The sequence below is a fragment of the Pseudoalteromonas sp. Angola-30 genome, from assembly GCF_028599215.1.
GTDB classification, from domain to species: Bacteria; Pseudomonadota; Gammaproteobacteria; order Enterobacterales; family Alteromonadaceae; genus Pseudoalteromonas; species Pseudoalteromonas atlantica.
The window spans coordinates 601,168-628,027 of the sequence record NZ_JAQREI010000001.1; the positions used below are offsets into that span (position 1 = coordinate 601,168).

Genomic DNA, 26,860 nt, shown 5'->3' on the forward strand with positions numbered 1-26,860 from the left:
AGCTATGCAATGAGCTTACGCTGTATTAAATATGCGCTTAATACCGGAGTAGGGTTGTGAGCACGAAAGCTAAAAGGCATATAGACCCAGCATTAGCACAAGCTAGGCGAGAGCAGGTGCTTAGTGCTGCCTCAGAGTGTTTTAAACGCAAGGGATATCATGGCGCAGGCATGGCCGAAATATCCCGTACTGCAGGCATGAGCGCTGGGCATATATATAACTACTTTGAAAGCAAAGAGGCAATAATTGAAAGTATTATTGCTAAAGACATGGAAGAAATGTTTTCTATCTTTCAGGAGTTTGAAGATCACCCAGGTGATGTTCTGCAAGCGCTTATGGATGGCTTAAACATTGGTGTACAAAGGCATATGGATACCGGTGCCTGTGTGGTTGATTTAGACATGATGGCGGAAGCGGGTCGCAATAGTAAAGTGGCCTCGCTTTTACGAGATATGGATACTCAAGCACGGGGGCGCATGCGTCAATTGCTCACCAGTGAACGTAGTGCACTTAAAGACACTGATGAACACGAACTTGAAAGCCGCATTAACGTTATTTTTTCGATGATGGCGGGGTTACTGCTTCGTAAGATGCTCTACCCTGAGCTCACCGAAGAAACGGTGTTAATCGCGCTAAGGCCTGCGATGAAAACCTTGCTCATGCCGTTTGATAAAACCAAGTAATAGAAAACTAAAAAGCGAGTCAAAAGGCTCGCTTTTTTAATGCTAAATACGCTCTATGCACCACAATAGTGCCATTGCAGCGATAGCAAGGGAGCCAATTGGCATCACCCATTTTATGTAAATAGGTTTATTGCGCATGGTTAGTAACACCGGCAGTGCAATACACAATATACTCAGCTGCCCAAGCTCTACACCTAAGTTAAACGCTAAAATGCTGAGCAATTGATAATCGCTCGAGAGCCCAAGCTCACCAAGTACACTGGCAAAGCCCATTCCATGTAACAAACCAAACGCAAAAGTAAGCCAGCCAAGGCGTAATATAACCGGCCATACATTGTTTAAAGCCGCAAATAATACCGAGATTGCAATACCTAGCTCTACCCAGCGGCTACTTGGCGAAACAAGATTAAGAGCCGTAGCAGTAAGGGTAAGTGAATGCGCAAGGGTAAACGCAGTCACAATCCACGCAGTGTGCTTAATAATGTGCTTTTTACTTGCTATTGCCTGCCAGTGACTATCATTGCGTGTTAAAACGCAGGTTAAAAGTAGTGCAATTAAAAATAAAATATGGTCAATACCAATCCAAATATGTAACACGCCTTGATAAACATATTGGTTAAAAGTCATTAAATAACTCGATTGCCCAGTGGTAAAAGTGTGCTGTTGCTCATCTATAGTGAAAACCCGCGAAACCTGATTTACATTTACAATAACTTTGTGGTTTGCGTCTTGGTTAAAAAAAGCGCGGTACGTTAACGTTACATCTGCATCAGTGTTACAGCTAAAAACTAGCGGTAACACTAAATATGCTTCATTAAAATGATTATCTAATTGGTAGTTATCGGTGATTGTTAATGGGCAAGTTTGCTCATTTTGTAAAACCGATAGAGTATTTTTGGCATAGCGATTAATAGCCGACTTTTGTGATTTTAATTCGCCCCAGCTTATTTGTGTGTCTTGGTTAACATCAAGCGCAACTTGTTGTTCTAAATCGCTAATATTTATTTGCCAGGTGCCTGTGTATTGCTTTTCGTTGTTTGTATTATCCAGTGAAATGTAGCTTGTGCTCAACTGATGTGCTTGCACGCTAAAGTTGGCAAATAGCGCAACTATAAATAAAACAAATAACGCGTTTATTTTACTCATAAAGAATCCCTAACCATCGTATTTGCTTGGCTTAGTAAATGTTTATCTGTACTCATTTTTGCTTGCTGCCAATTTATATTTGCCCAGTATTGTGCCTTGGCTTGGTTTGCTTGTACATGAATATAGTAGTTAGCTAAGTCGTTGGCATGGAAGGTATCTTGGCGTTGTTCACGTAATTTTACGCGCTGTTGCATGAGCGGTTGCCACACCGTATTAGTGTGCTTATTACTGCGTTTTTCAGCTATGGCTAACTTGAGCAAAATAGCGTCTTCAAGCGATGAGTGGCTATTGGCAAGTTTACCGAGTGTATTAAGCACTTTTTCAGGGTTGTTTTGCTGCAGTTGAATATCGGCCCACAGCACAATAAGGCTTACCGGGGCTGTGTTTAAATCAATATTATTTATATGCTGCTGCGCACGGGTGAATTTATTGAGTCTAAATGCCATTTCGCTGAGCACATGTTTTGTCGCTAAGCTGCTGTTTTTGTTTTGCGTAAGCTTAACTAACGCGTGATAACTTTCACTAAGTTTGCCCTGTTGGCTTTGTACATCTAGTACACACGTGCTGGCCGTTAATAGGCTGGTGTTACCAATTAATGCCACACAATGGCGCTTAGCTTGTTCAAATTTGCCTTGTGTCATCAACATATTAGCGAGTAATAAATGGGTGTTTACATGATCTGGCTGGATTTTTAATACGTTATTAGCAACGTCTATGGCACGTGAAAACGCATGCTCCTTTTGAAGTACCCGTGCATATAAATAACCGGTTTGTGCAGTTGCAGAAGCGGTATATAGATTTTTTAAGCGTTTTTTTAATACACCTTGATAACGCTCTGTTTGGCCTATGTATTGGCTATTTAGCACCAGCGCAGTGAGTTGCTCAAGGGTTAAATTAGCACTTAATGTTGCATTGCTTGAGGCAATAATTGCGTTATCTTTTGGGGTAATTGGTTTTGCAAGCACGTTATTTACACACAGTGCAGCGCAAAAAACAAAGAGCATTTTTTTATAATGACTGCGCATTGTTTTATCCTCTTAAAAAAGCCATCCATGGCCATCAGCTTAATTTACTTACTGAGTTAGTTACCAGAAGCGCCCGATGAAATACCGCTTACGTCTGTGTCTGTATTGATAAAGACACGTCCGTTGGTAGATAGCGGTTGCGCAGTGGGGCTTTGGTTAAATGCATCGCTTGCAAATTGTGCAAAGTCCACTTGCAGTGCTTCAATGGTTATATTTACCGCTGCAGTCACTTGCTGGTTAACACCGTCTGATACACCAAACATAAAGCTGTCGCTACCGGTTGCTTCTTTGTTTGGGGTATAGGTAAAGCTGCCATCGCTATTTACTACAGCGTTACCTAATGTCGGCTGCGAAGTTAATGTGTATGTTAATGTATCGCCATCAGCATCGGTTGCCACTAACATGTCGTTAATTTCAACTTCTGTTTGTGTGGTTAGCATTGCATCACTAGCACTGGGCGCAGAATTTACAACCGGTGTGGGTTGTTTGTTATCATCATCACTGCTACACGCGCCTAGTGCCAAAGCGCATAACAATATACTGCTATGGGTAAGGTTTAAATTACGCATACGTTACTCCTTATTTAGAGCCTGCAAGTGGGGTGGCTAAGTATGGGAAAGTGGCATCCATCATGCTTGCATCAACTGGAGCACCATCAGTGAATGGCACTGTACCTACATCAGCATCCTCTGGTGTACATAGACCTAAGTCGGTGTCTTCACCATTTACAGGAATAGGGTGACATAAACGCCCCATTACCACGCGAAGTGCAATATCAACGACATCGTCACCTGGACGGCGCCCGTTTGGAAAACCTGCTAAATCATCACCGGCTACACCAAATGCAGACTGATCAGTTTGTGCTGTCGCTGCAATTGCAGTATTTAAACGTAGCATTTCTGATGGCGTTACGGTGGCTTGTTGGTTTACCCCTGCAAAACCAGTTAAAAATGCGGTGATTAAATCAGTACGTGGAAAGTTAGTTGGAGCAAGAGTTTCTAAATTAGCGCCAAGCGTGGTATTTACTGCATCTTTAAATAAAATATTTAACAGCTCTGGTAAAGACGGGTGCGAAACGTAATCTAAAAACTGTGCATCATCTTTAGGGTGAGCCGTTGAGAAGGTATCTTTGTCTTTAATACCAATAACAAGCTCATTAACTAATGGATTACCTAAGCGTGAAACCTGCGTTAATGCACCGCCATTTACCGCGTTATCTGCAAATTTAGCGTTAGGGTTTAAAATGCGTGCTTGAGGTAGGCTTGCTGTTGTCCATGAACCAATTACGCCGTTGCCTTCACCTACAATACAGCTTTTAGGCATTTCAACTGCAATTGAGGTAACGTTTTTATCTACGAGGTCGTCATTCTCACTGCTTTGTGTAATCCCTCCAGGGAAACCACCGCCATCCCCAGCACCTGGCGCACTATCACCTTCAACGGGAACGTAATTTACTAAATCGAATGTTTTACCTAAGTTAACGACAAATGGGTCTTTGCGCTGACCAACAAATACTTTGGCCATACTGTCACAGCCTGGTACCGAAACTTGATAAACAAACTGATCTGCATAGGTTTGGTAATCAGCCATTGAACCAAATGTTTTGTCACCAATATAATCAAGCGGTTTATTAAACGTGGTTGAACTGGTGGTGGTATTACTTAATGTTGTACTGGTACCTGTGCGTTGTGGACCGCTTATCATGCTGAGTGTGTATGACTCGCTAAAATTAGCGGCGCTATCATCACCTGCTGCTACACCACCAACGTTTTTAAGAGGTACAGATACAGTACGTTGATTATCTTCTGGGCCAACGGTTAATTGCACGCCTTGATTATCGTTTGGCAGCATACTGGTAAAATTAAAGGCAAAGGTAATATCCTCAACTGCATCACCGTCGTTATCAATATGAATACTGTAGGTTGCATCTGGGTCCATAGCAAAGTAGTTAGGGCCGCCGTAGGCATCTTGTAAAGGAATATAGTTGGCAATAAATGTAACGTAGTCGTCTCTGCCTGCTTCATAACTATTAAATACGTAAAAGTCGGTAGAGTCTAAGGTTGGAAAGCGGCTAATGTTCGGCGCTTCACGATGACTTGATGCCTCGCTAGAGGTGCTTACTAAGGTACTGCATACTACTACTGCGAGTATAGATGGAGTTAAAGCTTTCATGACTTTTTCCTTTAGTTTTGATTGGAGTCATAACTAATAACGAAACAAAAAGCACAATGGATGCAAAAAAGTTAAATATTTTTTTATTATTGTTAATAAAGGGGTGTTTAACGTTCAAGATTAAATTTTCAGCAGGCTGTTTTGCATTTAGATAAGGAAGTGATAAGAGAGTGATAAAGAGGCTGAAGCGGTTTGGTTTTATACTTATTACAGGGGGTGTATGCAATTAAAATAACGCAGCAGGTATTGAGCACACAATATGATAAGCATCGCACTGCGATTAAGTCTACTTTAGTTTAATCAAATATTAATGGTTACCCAAGGTAAATAAAAAGGTTGGCCAAACAAAGTTTGACCAACCAGTCGCGTTTATTTAGTTATAAAATAACTAAATCTGTCGTGTACAGTACTTGTGTTGGTAGGCCGTTTGGCGAGCCACCTAAAGGCTCTAAGCTAACAGCGAGTAGGGCAATGTCTTGTGCCTTAAAGCGCGTGCCTTTGAGTAACTGTTTTTCACCGTTTTTAGGCAGTAGACCCAACGAAATTGGCGTGTCTTGCCCTTTTAAAATCATCCACAGCTCGTAGTCTTTATCGGTTTGCGCAACAAGTTTATCACTGGCTTTAACCGATAATGTTTGCTCATCTACGTTAATAAACCACAGTGATTGCTTATCTTGATTTTGTACTAAAGCAATTTGTTGGCTGTATTGGGGCTGAGTTGTGGGCTGAATAACCAAAAATGCTAAGATAATACAGGCAGCTGTAGCTATAAATGACCAATTGCGCCACAGCGATGTAGCTGGTTTGATCACCGTTTTAACGGGTTGGTTGGTGTGTTCTAATGTATTTAAAATATTCTGCCACACTTGCGCGCTGGGTGTTTGAGGTGTAATTGCACTGGCTAAATCATTTAAATTTTGCTCCCACATTATAGTGGCTTCTCGGGCTTGCGGTAAGCTGAGCATTAAGCGTTGAAAACGTTTTCGTGCCAGGCCTTTTAAAGTACCTAATACATACTGCCCTGCTAAAGCATCAAGTAATTCTGGTTTATTATAATTCATAATGTTAAACACCTCTGCAACTGCTGCAAACCACGCCTGATCCAGCTTTTAACTGTGCCTAAGGGCGTTTCTATGTGATTGACTAACTCACCATGGCTTAGCCCTTTGTAATAGGCTAAATGAATGGCTTGTTTTTGTTGGGGATCAAGTTGCTCAATACAATTAACAAGTTTGGTTTGTTCGTCGTAACTAACATCGACTGCTTGTTCGTCGTATTCATCATCACCCATTGCCTGCTCTTTTCTTACCTTGTGATAACGCAATGCATCTAAGCTGCGGTATCTCACAATGCTTATCATCCAGCTAATAACTGTGCCTTTAGATGAATTGTACTCTGACGCGTTATGCCAAATTTTTATAAATGCCTCTTGCAGTACTTCTTCTGCGTGCGCGCGGTTTGAAAGCATATTTAAACTAATCGCAAAAAGCTTTGCGCTTGTTTGCTGATACAAATCAGCAAACGCGGCTTTGTTACCCTGTGCTGTTTTACACAAAAGGGGAAGTAAATTGTCGTTTTCCATAAGGTTCCTGTTGTTTTTATTATTACCGAGGTGTGTTGAGCTTCGTGAATTAACAATTGTTTTATTTAAGCGCAACCTAATCGCTTTGAAATAGAGATTAAACAGGCTGTTATAAATTTAACCAATAAAGATAAACACACTCTCAATAAACGTGTGAAAAGAGTGATTGGATGCAAAAACTTTTAAGCTGACATTTATATTAGCTGCTGTACACATTGAAACAAGTTTTAAATATAAACAGTTACCTTTGAGTAGTGAGAAAAAATGACCGATTACTGTGTAAAAAGCGCCTAATATGCGAATACAGCTAAAGCTAGCTACTTTTATTTATTTTATATCAGTTACTTAGTGTTGTTTTTGTTCCTAAAAAACAACTTTTGTTGGCGTGTAAATTGCTACTACACTTATACACAGCTGTAAAAAAATGTGCCAAAACAGTAAAAATAAAGGAGAAAATATGTGGGCTGCAACGAGTTATTTAATTTTAGCGTTAATTTTTATATTTATAGGGTGGGAGGTTAACTCGGTATATTTTGCAGTGGTATTTTACTGGAGTGCATTGTCGTTAATTCTTGTCAGTGGTGCTTACATTTTTAATTTGGCGAAAATTTTTAGAAAGCGTGAAAATGGTGTCATCCCATTTTATATTCGCTGGGCATTTGTGCCTTTTTTACTGGGTGTTCAAATTTACAATGCGTATTCTCGCAAGCACGATAAAGTCCCTCCCATTCAAAAAATTAACGACCATTTATTTTTAGCATGCCGATTGTTCCCCTCTGATATAGATACGTTAAAAGAAAACGGCATAACGGCAATATTAGATGTAACGTGTGAGTTTGATGGCTTAGAATGGAGCTCTACACAAGAAAATATTAGCTATTTAAATATTCCGGTGCTTGATCATAGTGTGCCTACCCATTCGCAATTAAACCAAGCCATTAACTGGATACATCATCATATTAAAGAAGACCGCCGCGTGGTAGTTCACTGTGCACTGGGCAGAGGGCGTTCGGTATTTGTTATGGCAGCGTATTTACTGAGCCAAGATAAAAACGCCGATGTTCACCAAGTGCTCGCGCAAATAAAAGAAACCCGCGAAACCGCAAATCTTAATAAGCATCAGCTTCGTCATTTAGCAAAGCGACATAAAAAGGGCGAGCTAGTTATTAAAAACAAAGCCGTTATTATTGCAAACCCTGTGTCGGGTACCAAAATGTGGCAAGACAAAGAGCATTTAATAGTGGCTAGGTTGTCGGCGTATTATGATTTAGAAGTATTAACCACCACCAAAGAAATAGACGGTATTGAGCTTGCTAAACAAGCCATTAAAGATAAGCCAGATATAATAATTGCCTGTGGCGGCGATGGAACCGTGACAGAAGTAGCAAGTGTGTTGGTAAACACTCAGTGCAAGCTGGGTATTATCCCAATGGGCACAGCCAATGCATTAGCGCATGTGCTTATGGGGATTAGCTCTAAAATCATTCCTGTTGAGCAGGCCTGCGATCTTATTATTGATGGGCAAACCCAAACAATTGATACGGCCTATTGTAATGACGAGCTTATGCTGTTGTTAGCTGGGATTGGTTATGAGCAATCAATGGTAGAAAAAGCAGATAGAGACTCAAAAAACGAATCGGGTCAGCTTGCCTATTTAAGTGGTTTTTTTCAGGCATTTAGTGAGCAAAAAGCGCAAACCCTTTATGTCACCCTTGATGATAATCAAACGCAGGAGGTAAATACAAATAGTTTTATTGTGGCTAATGCTGCGCCATTTACTACGTTATTAGCCCAAGGAGGTGGTCAGCCCGATCACGAAGATGGCCTATTAGACATTAATTGGCTGCTACCTAGTGATGAAAACACCACCCGCGTGTTAAGCATTGCTGAACTTATGTTTAGTAGTATTACACAAACGCATTTAGCAATTAGCTCGCATCATACCAACGCTAAAAAAGTAACGATAACCGCAGACGAAGAAATTAAGTATGTACTGGATGGTGAAATAAAAACAGCGGATACGCTTACTATTACAGTTGACCCCGCCTCGTTAAAAGTAATTAGTAAGGAGCTATAAAATACAAAATGCACGTATTTAACGTGCATTTTTGTGTGTTACTTTTTAATGCTTGGCCAAACAAAATCACTGCTATCGCTTTGGCTGGCAGGCTTAGGACGCTGAGCGCTTTTGGGTTTACGCAGCGGTTTGTTACTTAGCGTATGTAAGTAGAGAGCTTCAACTTTATCGCGTGCCCAAGGGGTTTTACGCAAAAATTTTAAGCTTGATTTAATACTCGGTGAGTCGGTAAAACATTTAATGTTTACTTGCTCGCCCATGGCTTTAAACCCTAAGCGCTGCTCAAGCTCTACTAAAATTTGTTCTAACGTTACCCCATGAAGAGGATTTTTTGGTTGATTATCCATAGCCATACTACTTATTTAAACTGTGCGCATTGTAGCGTAAATCCTCTTTTAGCGCTAATTGACCGTAATGGTTTTAGGCTTTGTGGGATAAACAATATTGCCTTTTTTATCTAATTTTAGCCAAATTAGCTTACTGTTATTATGCTGCGGGTTTTTAGCAGCGCACACTAAGGTAAAAGAATGTACTTGCACCAGCGCGCCTTCACTATAACGTTTGTTGTCGTACCAACAAATATCACCATTATTAATAATCTCATTAGCGTCAATAATAGAATGCGTTTTGACTGTTTTTGCATAACTGCTAGGGGCTAAAGTGAACGCAATTAAAAAAATAAATAAAACCATAATATGGCGCATGAGCGACCTCGAATTTTGATAGTTTAAAAATAGTACACACGATTAAAAAACATGCTAGGGTAAGTAATAGCGTTAAACAACACTGACTTAAACACACAATTATAAAAAGGTGAACACATGCAATTTAATCAAACAATGATAGATGAATTTACGTTATTAGCTAAATTTCCACGTGAGAGCAAAATGCAAGGGATTAAGTTACATTCGGATGCTGAACCAAATTTATTAAGCGCGGCGCAAAGGTTGTTTGATAAAGGCGTGATAGACAGCCCAGATGGCGGCTATTTAACCGAACTGGGCCTTGATTTAATAGAGCACGTGAGTGTTATTCACTGCGCATTAAAAAGTTAAACTGCATCGCGCTGATTTTGCGGCGCGGCGTCACTAAAAGCGGGTAATGCATTACAACGTGCATAAATGGCTGCAATTTTTGGATACGCAGCCATATCTACATTAAAACGCAACGCATTAAATACCTGTGGCACTAAGCATATATCAGCGAGAGTGGGTGTATTGCCTACGCAAAACTCATTGTTTTCACTTAGCATCAATTCAATTTTTTCAAATCCAAGCTCTACCCAATGCCTATACCAGGCGGCTTTAGCTTGCTCGTCTACCTCCAATTCGTTGCTTAAATACTTCAGCACTCGTAAATTATTTACTGGGTGAATATCACATGCCACTGCATAGCTAATATTACGAATTTGCGCTTTTTGCCATGCAGTGCCATAAATTAACGGCGTTTGCGGATAGCTTTCATCTAACCACTCTAAAATAGCCAGTGATTGCGCTAATACGCCTTCGTCCGTTTCAAGAGCAGGAAGTAAACCTTGCACATTTTTATCTAAGTAAGGCTGCGCTAGCTGTTCAGATTTAAGTAAATTAACGAATTGCATATCATGCTCAATGCCTTTTAAATTAAGTGCTATGCGTACACGGTATGCGGCAGATGAGCGAAAATAGCTGTATAGTTTCATTGTTATTATTCCTCGCCTGTAAAATGTTTTGTGATACTACGCCAGCACTGGGTGTAATTAGTTTGGCGCTCTTTTCCTTCAAGGGCATATTTAGTGGGCGATATTATGTAACGAGACTCAAACATAAAGGCCAACGTGTTCTCGTATTTTTGCGGTGCAAGCTCAGCGTTAGATGCTTTTTCAAATACCTCGGCTTCAGGCCCATGTGGCGACATACAATTATGCAAACTAGCGCCTCCTGGTACAAACCCGTGCTCTTTTGCATCGTAAACCCCTTCTATTAAGCCCATAAACTCACTCATAATATTGCGATGATAGTAAGGAGGTCTAAATGTATTCTCTGCCACCATCCAACGCGGTGGAAAAATTACAAAATCTACATTTGCCATGCCTTCAGTGGCTGAAGGGGAGGTAAGAACAGTAAATATTGAAGGATCTGGGTGGTCAAAACTCACGGTATTAATAACATTAAAACGTGCTAAGTCGTATTTGTACGGTGCGCTGTTACCGGTCCAAGCAACTACATCAAAAGGCGAGTGTGTGATAGGGCAACTAAATAAATGACCGTTAAATTTAGTGACTAATTCAAAGCTACCTTCTTTATCTTCAAATGCAGCAACAGGGTATTTAAAGTCTCTGTCGTTGGCATAGCCATTTGCCCCGACGGGGCCGCGCTCGGCAAGTTCAAATGCGTGACCATAGTTTTCACAAATGTAGCCACGTGCGGTTTCATCAATTAAATCAACCGAGAATTTAATCCCGCGAGGAATGACGGCAATTTCCCCCGGCTTTACTGTGAGCTTTCCGCATTCAGTGTGTAATAACAGTTCGCCATGCTGAGGCACAAACAACAGCTCACCATCGGCATTACAAAAATAACGCTCTTGCATAGAACTGTTAGCAACATAAACATGAATACCAATACCGGTTTGCCCATTGGCACTGCCATTTGCAGCCATTGTAATTAAGCCATCAATAAAATCAGTGGGCTTTGAAGGAATATCAATAGGGCTCCAGCGCATCATTGTAGGGGGCGTAATTGCTTCAGTTATAGGCGCTGTTCTTATTAGAGCGTTATCTATAGCGGTGTATTCACCTTGTACCACCGATGGGCGAAGGCGGTACAGCCACGTGCGGCGATTAGCGGCTCGCGGGGCGGTAAAGGCCGTGCTGCTAAATTGCTCGGTGTATAAATTGTACTTCACCTTTTGTGGGGTAAATTGCCCAACAGGCAGTGCGCCGGGTAGCGCTTCGGTTTCAAACTCATTGCCAAAACCGCTCATGTAGTTTATTTCGCTGGCCATATTTAGATCCTGTGAGAGTGACATTGTTTTATCTTTCTAGGGCCTGTTTATCTTTCGAAGTTGAATTTGCAGCAGTCTGTTTGGGAATTAGGCAAGGCAGAGCCTATGCAGTGTGGTTGTTCCCCATAAATAGGCGATAACGTAGCATAAATGCCAAACAGGCGCTGCCCGAAGGGTTCTGCCTAGGGGCCATTTACTCTTTGTTGCTCGGTTTTTACTTAGCCCACTAGGTTACAAACCTCGCGCCGCGATTAAATGGCCCCTAGATTGAACAAATTTCAATCCTGAAAGGTCAACAGGCCCTAATTAGTTTAAAGTACTCTCAAGTGAGAGTAATTTCAAATGGGCGCATGTTTTAGCCTGTAAATAAAAATGCACAGTTTTCACAGTGTGTAAATGCGATGAGAAAGTAATAATGGAAATAGATCTAGAGCAGTTTTTGCCCTATCAGTTGAACCAAATGGCAAATCTCATAAGCGATGATTTTGCGCGTGTTTATCAGCAAAAATACAACTTAACCATCCCTCAATGGCGGGTGTTGGCAAACTTAGCACAATATGGCAAAAGCAATGCAAAAGATTTATGTACTCAGGCCAATATGGACAAGTCAACGGTTTCGCGAGTTATAAAATCATTGCTGCAAAGAGGGTATGTTGAAGCACAACTAAATCAGCAAGATAAGCGAGTAACACAGGTTATGTTAAATGAGCATGGCAATGCAATTTACAAGCTGATAGCACGTGATGTACAAAACTGGGAAGGGCAATTAGCTGAAAAATTTAGTAAGCAGCAACAAGTCCAATTGCTAAATTTACTAAAAGAGCTTAAAGGTGCCTTATAAAATCAATCCGCAATAATACTTAATCATTTTGAGGGGATAAATAGATCATTTAATTAAGCTGGTTGGTAAAAAAAAAGCCCATCAAAAGATGGGCTTTAATTAGTCGTTTTTTACGTTAATGCGATTAGAAAGTGTAACGAACACCTACACGCATTTGCCATAATGACGCATCAGATTGTACTGATGTATTTGCGTTGTTTTCATTAAAGCCTGAGTAAACGTAACGGCCTTGCTCATCAATCGTTGTAGAAATCATGCTAGCGCCAACGAAAGGACCTTTTTTAAGTACGCCCCAATCATCGTTTAATAGGTTAGTTAAGTTATCAATTACGAAGAACGCTTCACCTTTATGGCCATCCATAAAGCCTGGTAATTCTTGAGTAACTTTAAAGTTAAATTTAACAAACCAATCTGAGTTTTCAGCATTACGGCCAGTGATTTCACCACGCTCTAAACCGTTAGACGCGATAAAGTCGTTAAACGCGTTAATTTCATCAGCGCTCATGTCGTAAACAACGTTAGGATCGTTTTCAAGTGGTACGTAAAGTAACTGACGACTACCGTTCCAGTTGCTATCCCCGAAGTTACGATCGCTACCATCAAACGTGTAGCTGTATGGTAAGCCTTTGTATGCTTCACCGTATAGGTTAAAGCGAGTAGCAAAACCATCTACAAATTCATGAGAGTAGCCAAGCGTCATAGTAAAACGATGTGGAATTTCGTAATCAGATGATGCAACACCAGGGTTACCCGGATCCGTTAGCGCAATATTACCGTAGTTTGAGCCAGCAACAGAGCTTGTCATTGGGTTAACATCGTCTGAATCTGTGTACGCGTAACCAAAATTAACGCTTACGCCATTATCAAACATTTTGCTTACTGCTAATGAAATAACCGATGAATCACCGCTATCGCCACTTACATTTGTAAGAAGGTACTCACCAGAGCGGCCTTCAATAGACTCGTAAAGAGGGCGACCATCAAATGTAGTTTCGCCCGAATCCTGAAGTGCGATGTCACGCATTAAGGCAGCATCTTTCTTCTTAGAGTATAAGTAATCAAGTGAAATTACATACTCGTTTTCAGTTGTGTATGTTGCACCAATTGAGTATTTCCACTCTGAAGGAATTTCAAAATCTGGGTCAACAGCGTTTGTTGCTGAATCACCCGAGCCGATAACAGTGTTAGCAACTTCATCAAACATATCTTGTGGTACTTCAAAACCAGGCGCGCCGCCATTTACGTTTGGCGTATTGAATAAATCAACTGGGCTGCGGAATGTACCGATGTTTGTAATACCATCGTTAGAGTAAGAGTTAGATAACCACACATTTGGGTTACCACCAGAGAATAAGCCAACACCGGCGCGTACTTCTAATTCGTCTGTTGCATACCACTGGAAGCCAACACGTGGTTGAAGTAAATCAATACCATCGAACGTGCTTTGGTTACTAAAGCCGTAGCGGTCAGTAAAGTTTTGGTTGAAGTTAGGTACGTCATCACTTGTGTATTTATCGTAACGTAAACCAAACGTGATGTTTGCATCTAAGTCTGTAAATGCGTATTCATCTTGTACATAAAACGTATGCTGAGCGTATGAAAAGCTTGCAGCTGCATCGTTTGGATCGTTAGTTGCTGCAGCATTGTTGTAGTAAATACGATTAGCTAAGCCGTCTTCAAAATCATCGATTGAATCAAAACGATATTCACCTTCAGTATGCTGTACGAATAAGTTAAATACATCTAACTCTTCAAACTCATAACCAGCAGTAATTGTGTGTTGGTCAAGGTAGTAAGTACCCGCTACTTTAAATGTAGTGGTATCGTAATCTAAATCATTTGATTGACGAGAGTCATCTGGACCAATGTAAACCGTACCACCATCTTCTGTACGAATTTGCATTTCGCCAAAGCTGCTAGCAGCATCAAGTGACTGTACAGTTGCATCTAGTTCTGATTTACCAATACGAACTTCAGTTGAAAAGTCATCTGACCAATCTGAGTAAACAGAACCAATAATTGATGTGAATTCTGCACTTTGGTCGTAAAAGTGGTTAGATAATGAAACACGGCTAGAACCAGTATCAGACTGTGAAACCGTATTACCATCGTTGTAGTTATAGATTAAGTTTGCACGGTGATCTTCGTTGATGTTCCAATCTAATTTAACTAAGATTTTTTCATCTTCAACCGGCATACTTGAAGGCATACCGCCTACGTCATAACCATATACAGATTGAGCTACACTTGTAATACGAGCAATATCATCTGCAGTTACACTGCCGCTGCTTAAACCGTCGTAGTTAAACTGTTGAACACCTTCAAGTTTTTCATATGAAGTGAATAAAAATAGTTTATCTTCGATTAACGGTAAGCCAACGTTAAAGCCGTAACGTTTTTCGGTGTAGTTACCGTTATCAACGTCTTCGCCTTCAATTTCGTCGCCTTTGAATGAATCACTTGTGAAATCGTAGAAGATGCCACCGTGAACTTCATTACCACCAGATTTTGTTACCGCATTAATGTTACATGAGGTAAAACCACCGTACTGTACGTCAAATGGTGCTAGCTCAGCTGAAACTTGCTCAATTGAATCAAACGAGAAAGGGGCACGAATAGTAGGGTAACCGTTAGAGCTTAAACCAAAGTTATCGTTCATACGAACGCCATCTAGCGTTAAGCTGTTGTAACGAGGGTTACCACCACCACAGTTGATTGAACCGCGGCTATCATCAATTGTGATACGCGGGTCAATACGAATGATATCTTTTAAATCACGGTTAATAGCAGGCGTGTTTTCAAGATCAGTTAAAGTAAATGTAGACGCTGGGCCAGTACCACCAGACATAGAGCTGATAGGTGCACCTGTTACTACAATTTGCTCCATGCTTGATTGTGGCTCAAGTGCAGCATTTACTGGGTAATCGTTACCAATGTTTAGGATAATGTTATTAAATTCTTGATCAGCATAAACATCAGAATCAACGATTACCTTGTAAGGACCACCAACACGAAGGCCTTTAGCAGTAAAGTAACCTGCATCGTTTGCTTCTGTTGTTTTAACTGAGCCAGACGGTACGTGTAAAATTGTTATTTTGGTACCTGGAGCTGGGTTACCGTTTGGACCGGTAATTTGACCCTTAATCGCAGAGGTTGTTTCGTTGGCGAATGCAGCGCCACTTACACTTACACACGCAGCGATAGCAAGTGAGAGTGCTGTTTTTTGAAGTTTAGTCTTCATTTTCATTTCCCGTGAAAGTTATAATTAAATTGTTATTTTAAGTAGTATAAAGTCAGCAGTGTTGTTGAATTTATACTCTTGTAATATGCAAAATTAATTTGCACAATTTATACTTGTATACTTAACTAAATTTGGATTAATTACTTATTGTTATGTTACCGCCGTTATGTGACAGTATTATGAAATGCAAACTTTATAATTCCTTTTACAATTAATTATTTACATTTTGTAATTAATACATTTTTAGCTGTATTATTTTAGCTATACTCCAGACCGTGTATAAACATAAATTAATTCCCGTGTGTAGGTTTTTTATTTATAGGTTGATTGTTATTTTGTCGTTATTTTTAATTTTTTATTGTCATCTGACGAATCAAATAAATAGTTCAATACACCCGCAAGCCTAACGCCTGCTTTTTGCAAACGCTGCTTAACAAGCGGATTGTATTTGAAAACATAACTATAGCTCACTTCATCACTGGTTGAGGTATAAATATCTTCGGCCAGTTTGTGAGATTCCATCAGCCAAGTAGTAGGGCTGCTGTTTAAGTATGTTTTAATTAATGCTGCATCGTCGGTATCTATAAACTTAGCGTATTCAGTGTAAGCTAAGTTTTCATTTTCTATTAATCCAGTGTCCCAAAGGCTATGCAAATTGGTTTCGTTGTCAAAAAAATCAACTTTAATTAAATTGCCGCCTCTATCTTCACTTCGCCCAGCATGAAATGGTTGATGGCTGTCGCCAACCAAGTGAACTAAAAACTTTAAAGCAAACTGTTTTTCATTAAGGGAAGAGGTAGATGACTGAAGTGTATTAATAGAGAAGTAAATACCTTCTAGAATATTTGTTACATCGTCTTTGCTGTGTGTATGTGCGTGATTTAGAGAAAGTGTTTTATTTTTAGGAAGGTTTATGTAGTGCCAGCGTGAAGATTTTTTACGCCAAAATAGTTCAGGACTAGATCGCATTTCATCTGCCCAAGTAGAAATTTGAGCTAGGGATTGTCCTTCTAATAGTGGCAACAGGTTATGCACTGTTTCATCACTCAAATGTTGCTCAGCAATATGCCCAACAATTCGATGACCATTTTGACCCCACGCATACGCTTTAGAAGTTGTAAAAACAGCACCAATTATTAACGTTGTTGCTACGAGAGTAGCAATTTTAATGCGCATCAATGTTTCCTGCATTTATTTTTATTCACCTATTAGCTGGTGTAAACATTGTGATTGTTTTTGCTAAATATAGAAAGGAGTCAAGAGTATTCATTATTTCTTATTCATAATCGCATTAAATCAATAGCTTACATTTGATGGGTAAAATTACCTGTTGTAATAAGTAAATAATATTGTTCAAATAAAGCCTTAGTGTTGTTAGGTACATCTTATTGATGGGGTTTGGAAAGGTCATGTTACATAAACTGTCGTTTGTTACACTTTTGTTTCTGGTTATGGTTGCTGCATGGTCTGTTGGAAAGGTGAGCGTTAAAAGTGATGAAATAAATTTCCCAGAACTAATAAAAACGTCAACACAATGTTATACAACAGCCAGTGAAAACAAAAATCAGCTTATTGTATTTACGCCATCGCAAAGCGTGGCAGAGAAGCTTACAGAGTCTCTATGCCTTGATACCGTGGTAACGAAACAATACGGTTCAGTTAAAGGTTACTGGGGTGACAGTACAACGGAAAGCTTCGATTTTGTCGGCAAAGGGATTGCAGACCTCGTACTTGCAAAAAATAATATAATGGACGCCTTTAATGCAGAGCTAACTTATAACTATCAATCTGTGGTGGGCTTTTCTGATTACACCGCATTTTTTATCTCCTCAAAAGAAAAACCACGCTTAACAAAACAATACTTTTTAGATAAGCGTATAGGCTTATTAGATTACCCTACAAGCCGCTCTGGCCATATACTTCCAAAGAAAATGTTTAAAGATTTAAATATCAACTTAGCCAATTTAGATATTACTTACGCCAGTTCGCACAGCGAGCTTCGTGACTTATTAGCTAATGGGCAGGTCGATATTATTGCGTCTTTTTGGAAAGAAAGTGATGCTGCTCGTTTTTCAAAAAATTATATAACCCCTTTAAGTAATAAAATTTCAGGTTCGCGCTGGTATCTAAAAATGCAGCAAAACAATACAGACCTTTTATGTGCTGTACAGCGTCATATTCTTGATATGTCAAAGGAGCAGACACTGAGTTATTACAAAGAGGCGCAATCGTACTGGGATTGCAGTTCAGAGCAGGTAACAGCTAAAGATGAGAGCGTTAAAAATGGATAAGTATAAATATGTTTTTTTTGGCTGCGCTGTTTTTATTATTAACTGTTTAGTGTTTTATGTGTCTGTAATTAATGAGCAGAGTGACGCTATTAAACGCCAGGTTATTGAAACCGAAAAACAAGTTGCACTGGATTTACCGTTAATTGCGCTCTCTAATGAGCTTTTAAAGCACTCGGGTAACCAACATGCAGTGCAAGACTACTTATTAAAGCTCAACGGCTATTTAGACAATAACCTTCGCTTAGTTAAAATTGTGCCAAAATCTGCTAAACCTTTAACTTTAAAGCCAAACCAGTTTGTAAGAACACTCAAGTCGAGCACTACCCATGTCTCTTTAGTGTTTGAGAAAAACGCACAGTTTTGGTCAGAAAACAGGTTTTTGATTTGCTTGTTATTTTTGGTTTTGAGTATTTTATTTAGCAAATGGCTGAAGTCTATTATAGGTATGCCTGTAGATGCTAAAGGCCCATCATTAAACGCTGATACTGACTTAGGGAAACCAAAAGAGCTGGCATTGATCATTGATTTAAACACTAAAACACTCAGTAATAGTTATATGCCTGACGCTACAGTGTGTTTAGCTAACAAACCGTTATGCTTTTATTTAGCATTAATAGAGTTTTGTCGTGATAATAAAGATGTTGTGCTAAATCAAAATAAATACGTGCCAGATGAGCTTATAGAGCTTGCTAATAAGTACTTTTATAGGTTGATTGAGCTTGGGCATACTATACGCAAGCGGCCAAATTTTAATAGCAGCTTAGAAAAAACACTCAGTGAAATTCGTGCAGCCCTAGACGAAGTCTTAAACGAACACCCTGATATGAAAGACATTTATTATCCGCCTAAAGCATATGGCGAGGGCTCTCGCTCACGTTTACACAGTTACGGTTTAATAAATATTGCAAAGGGAAACATAGAAATAAAAGGAAAGTAGTCAGCTACTTTCCTTAAACATTATCTTTTAATAACGTTTTGTTATTTAGGTGCAAACTGCGCAGCTTTAAGAGGACTATTTTGCGATACAAAGGTTTTAAGTGCCTGGGCATCGGTTTCATCTGTGCTAACAAACCCTTTGAGTTTATTAATAGCAGGGTAACCATCACCACCTGATGCGTTATAGCTATTTAAACTCATACGGTAAGTTTTATTTTCATCAAGTGGCTTACCATCAATGAGTACACTGACTAATTTGCCATTTTTACGGGTAAACGCTAATTTGTGATATTGCAAATAGGCACCTGCATCAACAGGGAAGCTGGTCACTGTTTCTAAGTAGTTCCATAAATCACGCCCTTGCCAGTCCATGTAAGTAATGCGATTTTTAAACGGGTGTACTTTTAAAATATCTTTATAGCTAATATCGCCAGCTTCAATAGAGCTTCTTATTCCGCCACCACTAATAAGGCCAAAGTCGGCGCCAACCACATTCATTTGTGCCTGTATAATCACACGCGCTAAATTAGTTTGTTGGTAACGTACCTTGTTTCTATCGCCCTCTAAACGCGCATCAACACTGCCAATTTTACCTGCAATTTGTTTTGCGCCTTTTGCTTGGTAACTTGCTAAAAAAGCTTCTAGGGTCGGATCGGGTTTAATGTATTCGTTGGCTAATACTTGTTTACTAGACCCATCGGCTTGAATTTCATCAACATATAAATTAACTGGCATCAATTTATAATCGAGTAAGGTGAGCTTTTCGTTCTCTAGCTTAAACTCTGCCTTACCCACATACTTGCCCCACTCATGTGCTTGCATAATCCACGTGCCGTTTTGCTGATCGGGCTTACACGCAAGACCGGGTTTAAAGTTATCATCATTTTTATTTTTAGCTGCCATACAAACCGGCTCTTGCGAGTGACCACCAATAATCATATCTAAGGTATTAGCGGGTAAAGAGCGGGCAAGTGTGACATCGCCCGGGGCATTAATCCCAAAGTTTGCATCTACATAATGGCCCATGTGAGTAAGTGCAATAGTGATATCGGGGTTGTATTGCTCATTAATTTTTTTAGCGAGAGCTGCTGTCACATCAACGGGGTCTTTAAATTCTAAATGGCCAATATATTGTGGGTTAGCTATTTTAGCGGTGTCTGTAGTGGTAAGTCCTATAACCGCAATTTTTAAGCCCTCCTTTTCAAAAATTTTATAGCCTTGAAATGCGCTTTCCCCAGTTGCTTTGTCAAAAATATTTGCAGACAGTAAGGGAAAGGTAGCCCATTGTTGCTGCTTAGTTAAAACGCTCAGTGGATTATCAAATTCATGGTTACCAATGGCCATAGCATCGTAACCGAGTAACGACATTCCCTTAAAATCAGGCTCTGCGTGTTGTAAGTCTGACTCAGGTATACCGGTGTTAATATCACCGCCAGAAAGCAGTAATACTGCATGGCCTTGCTGTTGAGCTTTGTTACGTAAAGCGTCAATTAACGTTTTACGCGCTGCCATACCATATTCACCTTTTTCGTTATGCCAAAAGCGCCCGTGATTATCGTTAGTATGTAATACAGTAATATACTGTGGGGCAGTGGAGGTGTTTAAAGGTGAGTTTGTACAACCTATAACAGATAAAATAACTGAAAATAAAATAATTATACGCATGAAATACCCATTTATTATGGTGTGCTTAATTTATTAGGCGGTTAGTTTAAACTAATTTAGCGATAAATAACGTACTTATTTTATACTTTTTTATATTCGAGTTTTAAAAGTAATATTAAATTATTAAATGCTTTTACACAAAGCGAATACAGCGAGTGTTATTTAAAAGAATATGTAATGAAGTGTAACTAAAAGGGTGTTAATTGTAGTTGTGCCTTCTAAATGCTTTTCCTAGGCGTATAGTGTGGATTAGTATTAACACTTAATTTAAATAACAATAACAAAAAGGACTCATAATGAAAAAGTGCCTGATTGGCTCACTACTTGCGTTTTCGTGCTTTACTAGCCAAGCCACTATTGTTGAAATGCAAACTTCGCACGGGGTGATAGAGCTTAACTTGTTTGATCAACAAGCCCCCAATACGGTTGCTAACTTTTTAAGTTATATTGAAGATGACGCATATAACCAAACCGTAATACACCGCTCAGTCAGCGACTTTGTAATACAAGGTGGTGGCTTTACATTTACCGACGAATTAGTGCCAATAGCCACCAAGCCTGCTGTTGTTAATGAGCCTGTTTTATCTAATGTGAAGGGCACAATCGCGATGGCTAAATTAGCCAACGATGAAAACAGCGCAACGAGCCAGTGGTTTTTTAATATGGTTGATAATAGCGAAGCGCTTGATACCCAAAATGGCGGTTTTACAGTATTTGGACAAATTACAGCGCAAAGCCAAGCTACGCTCGATAATATTGCTGGATTGGTACACTGCGGCGATATCCCATTGGTTGATATAACCAGTGAACAATGCTCAAGTAGCGATGTCGCTCTTAGCAGCACTAACTTTGTAACTATTAATAGTGTGGTGGTATTAGATGACGACCCGCTTTCATCTGCCAACTTAAACCCAACAGCCAATACATTAATAAGCCAAGACGATTCATCAGCAGAGGCTGGCTCATCAAGCAGTTCGGGTGGGAGTATGGGTGTTGGTTTTTGCTTAATTGCACTGCTTGGTGTGGGTAAACGCTTAAAACGCGCTAAATACTAATTAAGTGTTAAACAGTCAATAAAAAAGCGGCTAATTAAGCCGCTTTTACTAAAATGCTAAAATACGCCAAACAATCGCGAGCCATAAAGCAAACACACTGGCGCAGCCTAGTAAAAAAACATTAAAGCGCAGTCTTACATTATTACTGCCAATATGAACAACCGTATGCACAATACGCGAAATAACAAATAAGCACGCAAGCGCAGTAATTAAGTAGCTAGCGCTGTTAAGTTGCAATGCAACAATACAACCGATATAAAAAAGCACTGGTATTTCAAACTGATTGGTAAAGTTTCTATCTGCTACGCGTACGGTATCGCCTGCGTTATCAAGGCGCATGGTTTTAAAATCGCTCAACTGTAATTGTTTGTTTTTTGCAGCAGCAAAGCGTCGCTTGCCCATAATTAACATTACAACGAGCGATAACGTTACTTGTGCAAACATGGCAAGTATTATTATTTTTTCCATCCTATTTCCTTCGTTATTATTTTACTGACTTTAAGTATGCAGGTGTTTTTCACAATGTGTTACATAAATTAGTATTATTTTGTGGTAAACCCTTAATTGTTAGTGTTAATTTAGCTCTATTACGTTGTTTTGAGCGCATCCTAAGCGCAATTTTAATGGAAAAAAATAATGAAAAAAATTCTTGGTTTTAGCGTCATCGCTTTAGCAGTTTTAAGTGGCTGTACAAATACATCATCTACCTCATCGGTTGCTAGTTCTTCGCAAAGCTCCTTACTCTCAGACACATTAGTTGTAAGCCCAAATGATACGCGTGAATATAAAACCCTTACCCTCGAAAACGAAATAGAAGTCATTTTAGTCTCTGATCCAAGCGCTGAAAAATCAGCAGCATCGCTAAGTGTAGGCGTAGGCTTACTACACGACCCTATGATGCAACAAGGTATGGCACATTACTTAGAGCATATGCTTTTTTTAGGCACAGAGCGCTACCCCGATACAAAAGGCTACTCTGACTTTATGACCAAAAATGGCGGGGTAAATAATGCGTATACGTGGCTCGATATTACCAACTACATGTTTAAAATTAATAACGATGCCTTTGATGAAGCGCTAGACCGTTTTGCTGATTTTTTTAAAGCCCCTAAGCTGTACCCTGAATATGCAGATAAAGAAAAAAACGCTGTAAATGCCGAGTGGTCAATGCGCCGCGAAATGGACTTTTTTGGCCAGTTTAAACTTGCCCGCAAAATGATGGGTGATCACCCGGCAAATCGCTTTTTAATTGGTAACCTAGAAACGCTAGGAGACAAAGAAGGCAGTCAATTACACAAAGAAACGGTCGACTTTTACAATAAATACTATTCATCTAACATCATGAAAGTGGCGCTTATTTCAAATTTGCCAATTGAGCAAATGGAGCAAAAAGCAAAAACTTATTTTGCCGATATCGAAAATAAACACATTGAAAAGCCAACCGTTACTGCAGAGCTTGATTTTGATAAAGCCGGTGGCAAAAAAGTATATTACTCACCTAATGAAGACGTAAAACAGCTGCAACTTGAGTTTACTATTAATAACAACAGCAGCGACTTTGCGGTTAAACCTAACCGTTATGTCAGTTATTTATTAAGTAATGAGATGCCAGGTAGCCCGGCACAATTACTACGCGACAAAGGCTGGGTATCGCAATTAACAGCGTCTCCTTCTCCTAGTCAGTACGGCAATTACGGCGCGCTTAATATTTCGCTTGAATTAACCGATGAAGGCATGAAAAACCGCGAAACAATTGTCGCAACTATTATGCAATACATTGAACTGATTAAAAAAGAAGGTGTAGATGCTAAGTACTTTAATGAAATTCGTACATCACTTAGCAATCAATTTAAGTTTTTAGAAAAAGGCGATGAGTTTAGCTATGTCAGCTCGCTAACTGGTAGCATGCAAGATTACCCATTAAATCATGCCATTGATGCGCCTTACTATTATGCCAAATTTGACGCAGAGGCGATAAACGAGGTACTTAAACAATTAAATGCCGATACGCTGCGCGTTTGGTATATTTCGCAACAAGAAGAAACCGACTCGCAACTGCATTTTTATGATGGTAAATACCGCATAGAAGATATTAGCGATGCCGAAATTGCCAGTTGGAAAACATCAAGCGAGTTTAAGCTTGCTTTACCAAGTGTAAATAACTTACTACCTGAAAGCTTTGCTATTAAAACAGCTGAGTTTAAAGAGCAAAAACACCCTGAACTGGCTTACGATAAAAACGGCGTAAAAGTATGGCGCCAAGCAAGCCAAAAATTTGCTGCCCAGCCAAAGGGGTTGGTTGAGGTATATATTAATACCCAACCAGGCTTAAATGATATTAATGCTGAAGTACTTTACTCAGTATGGGCCGACTTATATAACATTCAACAAAGCCAACTAAGCACCGAAGCCGCCATTGCCGGCATGAGTGTAAACCTTGCGCCAAGTAATGGTTTAGTTTTATCAATGAGTGGCTTTACCGATAAGCAAGATGTACTTTTAAAACAAGCGCTAAGCGGGTTAAAAGCCGACGTAACGGCACAAGCATTTACCCAAGCAATTGATCGCTACAAACGTGGCTTGTTAAATCAGCAAAAGCAATTTCCGTATGCACAAGCATTTGGCGCCTACTCAAAACTTATCCGCACAGGCAGCTTTGATACAGAGGCACTGATAAAAGCGGCAGAATCGTTAAGCGTTGCCGATTTAAACAAGCTAAAAACAGCCACATTTGCCACCAACGATTTACGTGTATTTAGCTACGGTAATTACAACCAACAAGATATAGAATCGATAGCCACTGAGTTAAGTGCCACTTTACCAAGCAATCATACATCGAGTGAGTTTGCGCGTAGTAAAGCATGGTTACCACAGCCAGGCGAAACGCGAGTATTGCAAAAAGATATTGATGTGGCCGATGTGGCAGTAGTTGATATGACCGTTCACCCAGTGCCAGGGTATAAACAAAAAGCGCAAGCTGCGGTGTTACAAAGCCACTTTAGAACCATTGCATTTGATAAAATGCGTACCGAAGAGCAACTTGCATACGCCGTAGGCGCGCTGGCTCGCCCAATAGAGGATTACTCGGCAATTGGCTTGTTTATTCAAACACCTGTTAAAGGACCAAAAGAAATACAGGCACGTTTTGATCAATTCAAAAAAGAGTACGCGGTAGAGCTTGATAATATGAGCTTAGATACTTTTGCTCAACTTAAAAATGCCACGCTTGTATCACTAAAAGAGCAGCCTAAAAACCTAAGCGATGAAATGGGGCCACTTATTACCGATTGGTATCGTGAAAACTTTAACTTTGACTCTAAGCAAAAGCTAATTGATGAAGTTGAAAAAGTAACGCTTGAGGATATTAAGCAGTACTACAAACAAACTATGTTAAACCCACAAGCCGCACGTTTAAATGTGCAGTTACGTGGTACTAAGTTTGTAGAAAGCGACTTTGCTGATTTACCAAATCAAACCAAAATTCAATCGCTTGAAACCTATTACAATGGTATTAAATTACAAAAATAAGCTATATATTTATACAGCTAAAAGAATACCAATCCGCTTAATTAAGTATTATTGTGGATTGGTAAAACACCCCAATGTAGTACTACATTGGGGTTTTTATTTATATTAACTCAATTTATGCCATAACAATAAAGCCGACAACGGCAAGTGCCGCGGCAACTAATGTATAAGGCAGTTGCGTTACTGCATGGCTCATTAAATTACAGCCAGAGCCTTGTGCTGCAAGTACGGTAGAGTCTGAGTAAAAACAGGCTTGGCTTCCAAATGATGAGGCCGATAACAACGCGCCAATAACCAGTGGAATATTTGCATCAACGGCAGTTGCCAGTGGCATAACTATTGGGATCGACACAGCAAAAATACCCCAACTAGAGCCTGTAGCAAACGCTAACACCGCCATAGCAATAAATACCACCGCCGGTAAGTATTGGGCAGTCATGTACGGGCTCAAACTACCGATCACAAACTGCGCTAAGCCAATTAAGTCGCACACATCTTTAAATATAAATGCGGCTATTACAGTGCCAATAGCCGGTATCATGCTTTTAAAGCCATCAAGCATGCGCTCTATCATTTCGCTAAAGCTCATTAATTTTTGTAGTGCATAAAAAGGAAGCGTTACCGCCATAGTTGCCAATAAGCCTTTATATACATCTATTTCAAAGTAAACTGTAAAGGCTACTAGTAAAATTATAGGCAGTAAAAAGTTGTGTAATTTTCCTTTAGGGTCTGCATCTTCAAAGCTTTCTTCTACTGCTTTTACAGCGTATTCGTCGGCTGTTTGAATATCACTAAATTGCGCAGGGTCTACAGTGGCTTGCTCAACGTGCGCTAACCTTTCGGCTTTTTTCATAGGCCCAATAGCAGGTATTACACCCAGTACCACTAACAAAACCACCAATACTGCAAACCAGGCGTAAAACATATAAGGAATGGCTTGAATATAAACCGCAATGCCTTTGCCTTCCTCGGCAATGCCGTTATCGACTAACAAGCCGCCAAAAAATACAGCCCAAGTCGATAAAGGGACAAGTACGCAAATAGGTGCCGCTGTTGAATCTACAACGTAGGCAAGCATTTCTCGGCTAACTTTAAATTTATCGGTAATGCGTTTCATCGTTTCACCAACGGTAAGCGCATTTAAATAGTCATCAATAAAAATAACCACACCTAAACAAAAGGTCATAAATAAAGAAGAGCGTTTACCTTTAGTGTATTTTAGCGCTAATTTGCCAAACGCCGACGCACCGCCAGTGCGCACTAATAAAGCGATTAAAGCGCCAAAGCCTCCGCACACGAGTATTAACCAACCTATGGTTTCGTCGGTCATTACTTTAAGTGATGTGCTGGCAAAGTTAGCATGCACCTGAGCTGGGTCGGCTATTACTAAGCCAACTAAAGCGCCAATAAGTAAAGATAAAATAGGGCGGCGTAAAACAACAGCCAATACCACAACCACCGCTGGTGGCAGTAAACTTAATGCAGAAGGTTCAAGCATTTAAAGATTCACAAAATTAAAAGCATATTTAAATAATAAATTGCTTAACAAAAACAAAGCAGGTAATAGTTATTACGTGCCAAGTCACTGCTTTTGCCGCGTAGGGTGCTTTGCTGTTATGTTAAATTAATAGCG

Annotated in this window: 23 protein-coding genes; 8 read left to right on the plus strand and 15 right to left on the minus strand. The window is 39.8% G+C overall.

The genetic code is table 11. The features are described 5' to 3' along the window. The first annotated feature begins 56 nt into the window (after positions 1 to 56). The gene (locus PSH54_RS02715; RefSeq protein WP_273605432.1) at positions 57 to 683 is read left to right on the plus strand and encodes a TetR/AcrR family transcriptional regulator; all 627 of its coding nucleotides are present in this window, start codon (positions 57 to 59) and stop codon (positions 681 to 683) included. Between the two features lie 42 nt (positions 684 to 725). On the opposite strand, the gene PSH54_RS02720 is transcribed toward PSH54_RS02715, so the two are convergent. From PSH54_RS02720 to PSH54_RS02745, 6 genes are all read right to left on the minus strand, one after another. Further along, entirely contained in the window at positions 726 to 1,829 is a 1,104-nt protein-coding gene (locus tag PSH54_RS02720; protein ID WP_273605433.1) for a HupE/UreJ family protein, read from the minus strand. Then, positions 1,826 to 2,854, minus strand: coding sequence for a tetratricopeptide repeat protein (locus PSH54_RS02725; protein ID WP_273605434.1), 1,029 nt, complete (start codon positions 2,852 to 2,854; stop codon positions 1,826 to 1,828). The genes PSH54_RS02720 and PSH54_RS02725 overlap by 4 nt, the downstream gene beginning before the upstream one ends. Positions 2,855 to 2,910: 56 nt before the next feature. Further along, complete coding sequence (locus PSH54_RS02730) at positions 2,911 to 3,423, minus strand: Ig-like domain-containing protein (protein ID WP_126009051.1); 513 nt, start codon at positions 3,421 to 3,423, stop codon at positions 2,911 to 2,913. A gap of 10 nt (positions 3,424 to 3,433) precedes the next feature. Next, entirely contained in the window at positions 3,434 to 5,026 is a 1,593-nt protein-coding gene (locus tag PSH54_RS02735) for a DUF4331 domain-containing protein (protein WP_248533179.1), read from the minus strand. Positions 5,027 to 5,403: 377 nt separating this feature from the next. Further along, complete coding sequence (locus tag PSH54_RS02740; RefSeq protein WP_024031923.1) at positions 5,404 to 6,087, minus strand: anti-sigma factor; 684 nt, start codon at positions 6,085 to 6,087, stop codon at positions 5,404 to 5,406. Next, positions 6,084 to 6,608, minus strand: coding sequence for a sigma-70 family RNA polymerase sigma factor (locus PSH54_RS02745; protein WP_024031922.1), 525 nt, complete (start codon positions 6,606 to 6,608; stop codon positions 6,084 to 6,086). Before PSH54_RS02745 ends, PSH54_RS02740 begins: the two co-directional genes overlap by 4 nt. Before the next feature lie 457 nt (positions 6,609 to 7,065). Between PSH54_RS02745 and PSH54_RS02750 the strand changes: the two genes are divergently transcribed. Next, on the plus strand, positions 7,066 to 8,685 hold the full coding sequence (locus PSH54_RS02750; RefSeq protein WP_004588744.1) for a diacylglycerol kinase family protein: 1,620 nt from the start codon (positions 7,066 to 7,068) through the stop codon (positions 8,683 to 8,685). A gap of 38 nt (positions 8,686 to 8,723) precedes the next feature. On the opposite strand, the gene PSH54_RS02755 is transcribed toward PSH54_RS02750, so the two are convergent. Then, complete coding sequence (locus tag PSH54_RS02755; RefSeq protein ID WP_273605435.1) at positions 8,724 to 9,032, minus strand: VF530 family protein; 309 nt, start codon at positions 9,030 to 9,032, stop codon at positions 8,724 to 8,726. Between the two features lie 54 nt (positions 9,033 to 9,086). After that, positions 9,087 to 9,389: a DUF1496 domain-containing protein gene (locus PSH54_RS02760; protein WP_126009043.1), complete on the minus strand. Its 303-nt coding sequence runs from the start codon at positions 9,387 to 9,389 to the stop codon at positions 9,087 to 9,089. A 117-nt stretch (positions 9,390 to 9,506) separates the two neighbouring features. On the opposite strand from PSH54_RS02760, the gene PSH54_RS02765 reads away from it, so the two are divergent. Next, positions 9,507 to 9,740, plus strand: a complete 234-nt coding sequence (locus tag PSH54_RS02765) for a TIGR02647 family protein (protein ID WP_004588741.1) — start codon at positions 9,507 to 9,509, stop codon at positions 9,738 to 9,740. On the opposite strand, the gene maiA is transcribed toward PSH54_RS02765, so the two are convergent. Beyond that, the gene (gene maiA, locus PSH54_RS02770; RefSeq protein WP_064386614.1) at positions 9,737 to 10,366 is read right to left on the minus strand and encodes a maleylacetoacetate isomerase; all 630 of its coding nucleotides are present in this window, start codon (positions 10,364 to 10,366) and stop codon (positions 9,737 to 9,739) included. The genes PSH54_RS02765 and maiA overlap by 4 nt on opposite strands. A gap of 5 nt (positions 10,367 to 10,371) precedes the next feature. Next, positions 10,372 to 11,670, minus strand: coding sequence for a homogentisate 1,2-dioxygenase (gene hmgA, locus PSH54_RS02775; protein ID WP_138684666.1), 1,299 nt, complete (start codon positions 11,668 to 11,670; stop codon positions 10,372 to 10,374). Between the two features lie 415 nt (positions 11,671 to 12,085). Between hmgA and PSH54_RS02780 the strand changes: the two genes are divergently transcribed. Continuing rightward, positions 12,086 to 12,511, plus strand: coding sequence for a MarR family winged helix-turn-helix transcriptional regulator (locus tag PSH54_RS02780; protein WP_273605436.1), 426 nt, complete (start codon positions 12,086 to 12,088; stop codon positions 12,509 to 12,511). Positions 12,512 to 12,635: 124 nt separating this feature from the next. Here the strand turns inward: PSH54_RS02780 and PSH54_RS02785 are convergent, their stop codons facing one another. Further along, positions 12,636 to 15,752 carry a TonB-dependent receptor gene (locus tag PSH54_RS02785; protein ID WP_273605437.1) on the minus strand — a complete coding sequence of 1,039 codons (3,117 nt, stop codon included), beginning with the start codon at positions 15,750 to 15,752 and terminating at the stop codon, positions 12,636 to 12,638. Between the two features lie 330 nt (positions 15,753 to 16,082). Further along, positions 16,083 to 16,928 (minus strand): S1/P1 nuclease, encoded by an 846-nt coding sequence (locus PSH54_RS02790; RefSeq protein ID WP_273588425.1) that lies wholly within the window; start codon positions 16,926 to 16,928, stop codon positions 16,083 to 16,085. Positions 16,929 to 17,161: 233 nt separating this feature from the next. On the opposite strand from PSH54_RS02790, the gene PSH54_RS02795 reads away from it, so the two are divergent. After that, positions 17,162 to 18,043 (plus strand): hypothetical protein, encoded by an 882-nt coding sequence (locus PSH54_RS02795; RefSeq protein WP_004588735.1) that lies wholly within the window; start codon positions 17,162 to 17,164, stop codon positions 18,041 to 18,043. Continuing rightward, positions 18,036 to 18,980, plus strand: coding sequence for a hypothetical protein (locus tag PSH54_RS02800; protein ID WP_273605438.1), 945 nt, complete (start codon positions 18,036 to 18,038; stop codon positions 18,978 to 18,980). The genes PSH54_RS02795 and PSH54_RS02800 overlap by 8 nt, the downstream gene beginning before the upstream one ends. 41 nt (positions 18,981 to 19,021) lie before the next feature. Here the strand turns inward: PSH54_RS02800 and ushA are convergent, their stop codons facing one another. Further along, the gene (ushA, locus tag PSH54_RS02805) at positions 19,022 to 20,644 is read right to left on the minus strand and encodes a bifunctional UDP-sugar hydrolase/5'-nucleotidase UshA (protein ID WP_273605439.1); all 1,623 of its coding nucleotides are present in this window, start codon (positions 20,642 to 20,644) and stop codon (positions 19,022 to 19,024) included. Positions 20,645 to 20,940: 296 nt separating this feature from the next. Here ushA and PSH54_RS02810 point away from each other — a divergent pair, with 296 nt between their 5' ends. Then, entirely contained in the window at positions 20,941 to 21,699 is a 759-nt protein-coding gene (locus PSH54_RS02810) for a peptidylprolyl isomerase (protein WP_273605440.1), read from the plus strand. Between the two features lie 48 nt (positions 21,700 to 21,747). Here the strand turns inward: PSH54_RS02810 and PSH54_RS02815 are convergent, their stop codons facing one another. After that, positions 21,748 to 22,167 (minus strand): MAPEG family protein, encoded by a 420-nt coding sequence (locus PSH54_RS02815; RefSeq protein WP_264389826.1) that lies wholly within the window; start codon positions 22,165 to 22,167, stop codon positions 21,748 to 21,750. A 168-nt stretch (positions 22,168 to 22,335) separates the two neighbouring features. Here PSH54_RS02815 and PSH54_RS02820 point away from each other — a divergent pair, with 168 nt between their 5' ends. Next, on the plus strand, positions 22,336 to 25,227 hold the full coding sequence (locus tag PSH54_RS02820; RefSeq protein ID WP_273605441.1) for an insulinase family protein: 2,892 nt from the start codon (positions 22,336 to 22,338) through the stop codon (positions 25,225 to 25,227). Between the two features lie 115 nt (positions 25,228 to 25,342). On the opposite strand, the gene PSH54_RS02825 is transcribed toward PSH54_RS02820, so the two are convergent. Beyond that, positions 25,343 to 26,725, minus strand: a complete 1,383-nt coding sequence (locus tag PSH54_RS02825) for a Na+/H+ antiporter NhaC family protein (RefSeq protein WP_273605442.1) — start codon at positions 26,723 to 26,725, stop codon at positions 25,343 to 25,345. Between the last annotated feature and the right edge of the window lie 135 nt (positions 26,726 to 26,860).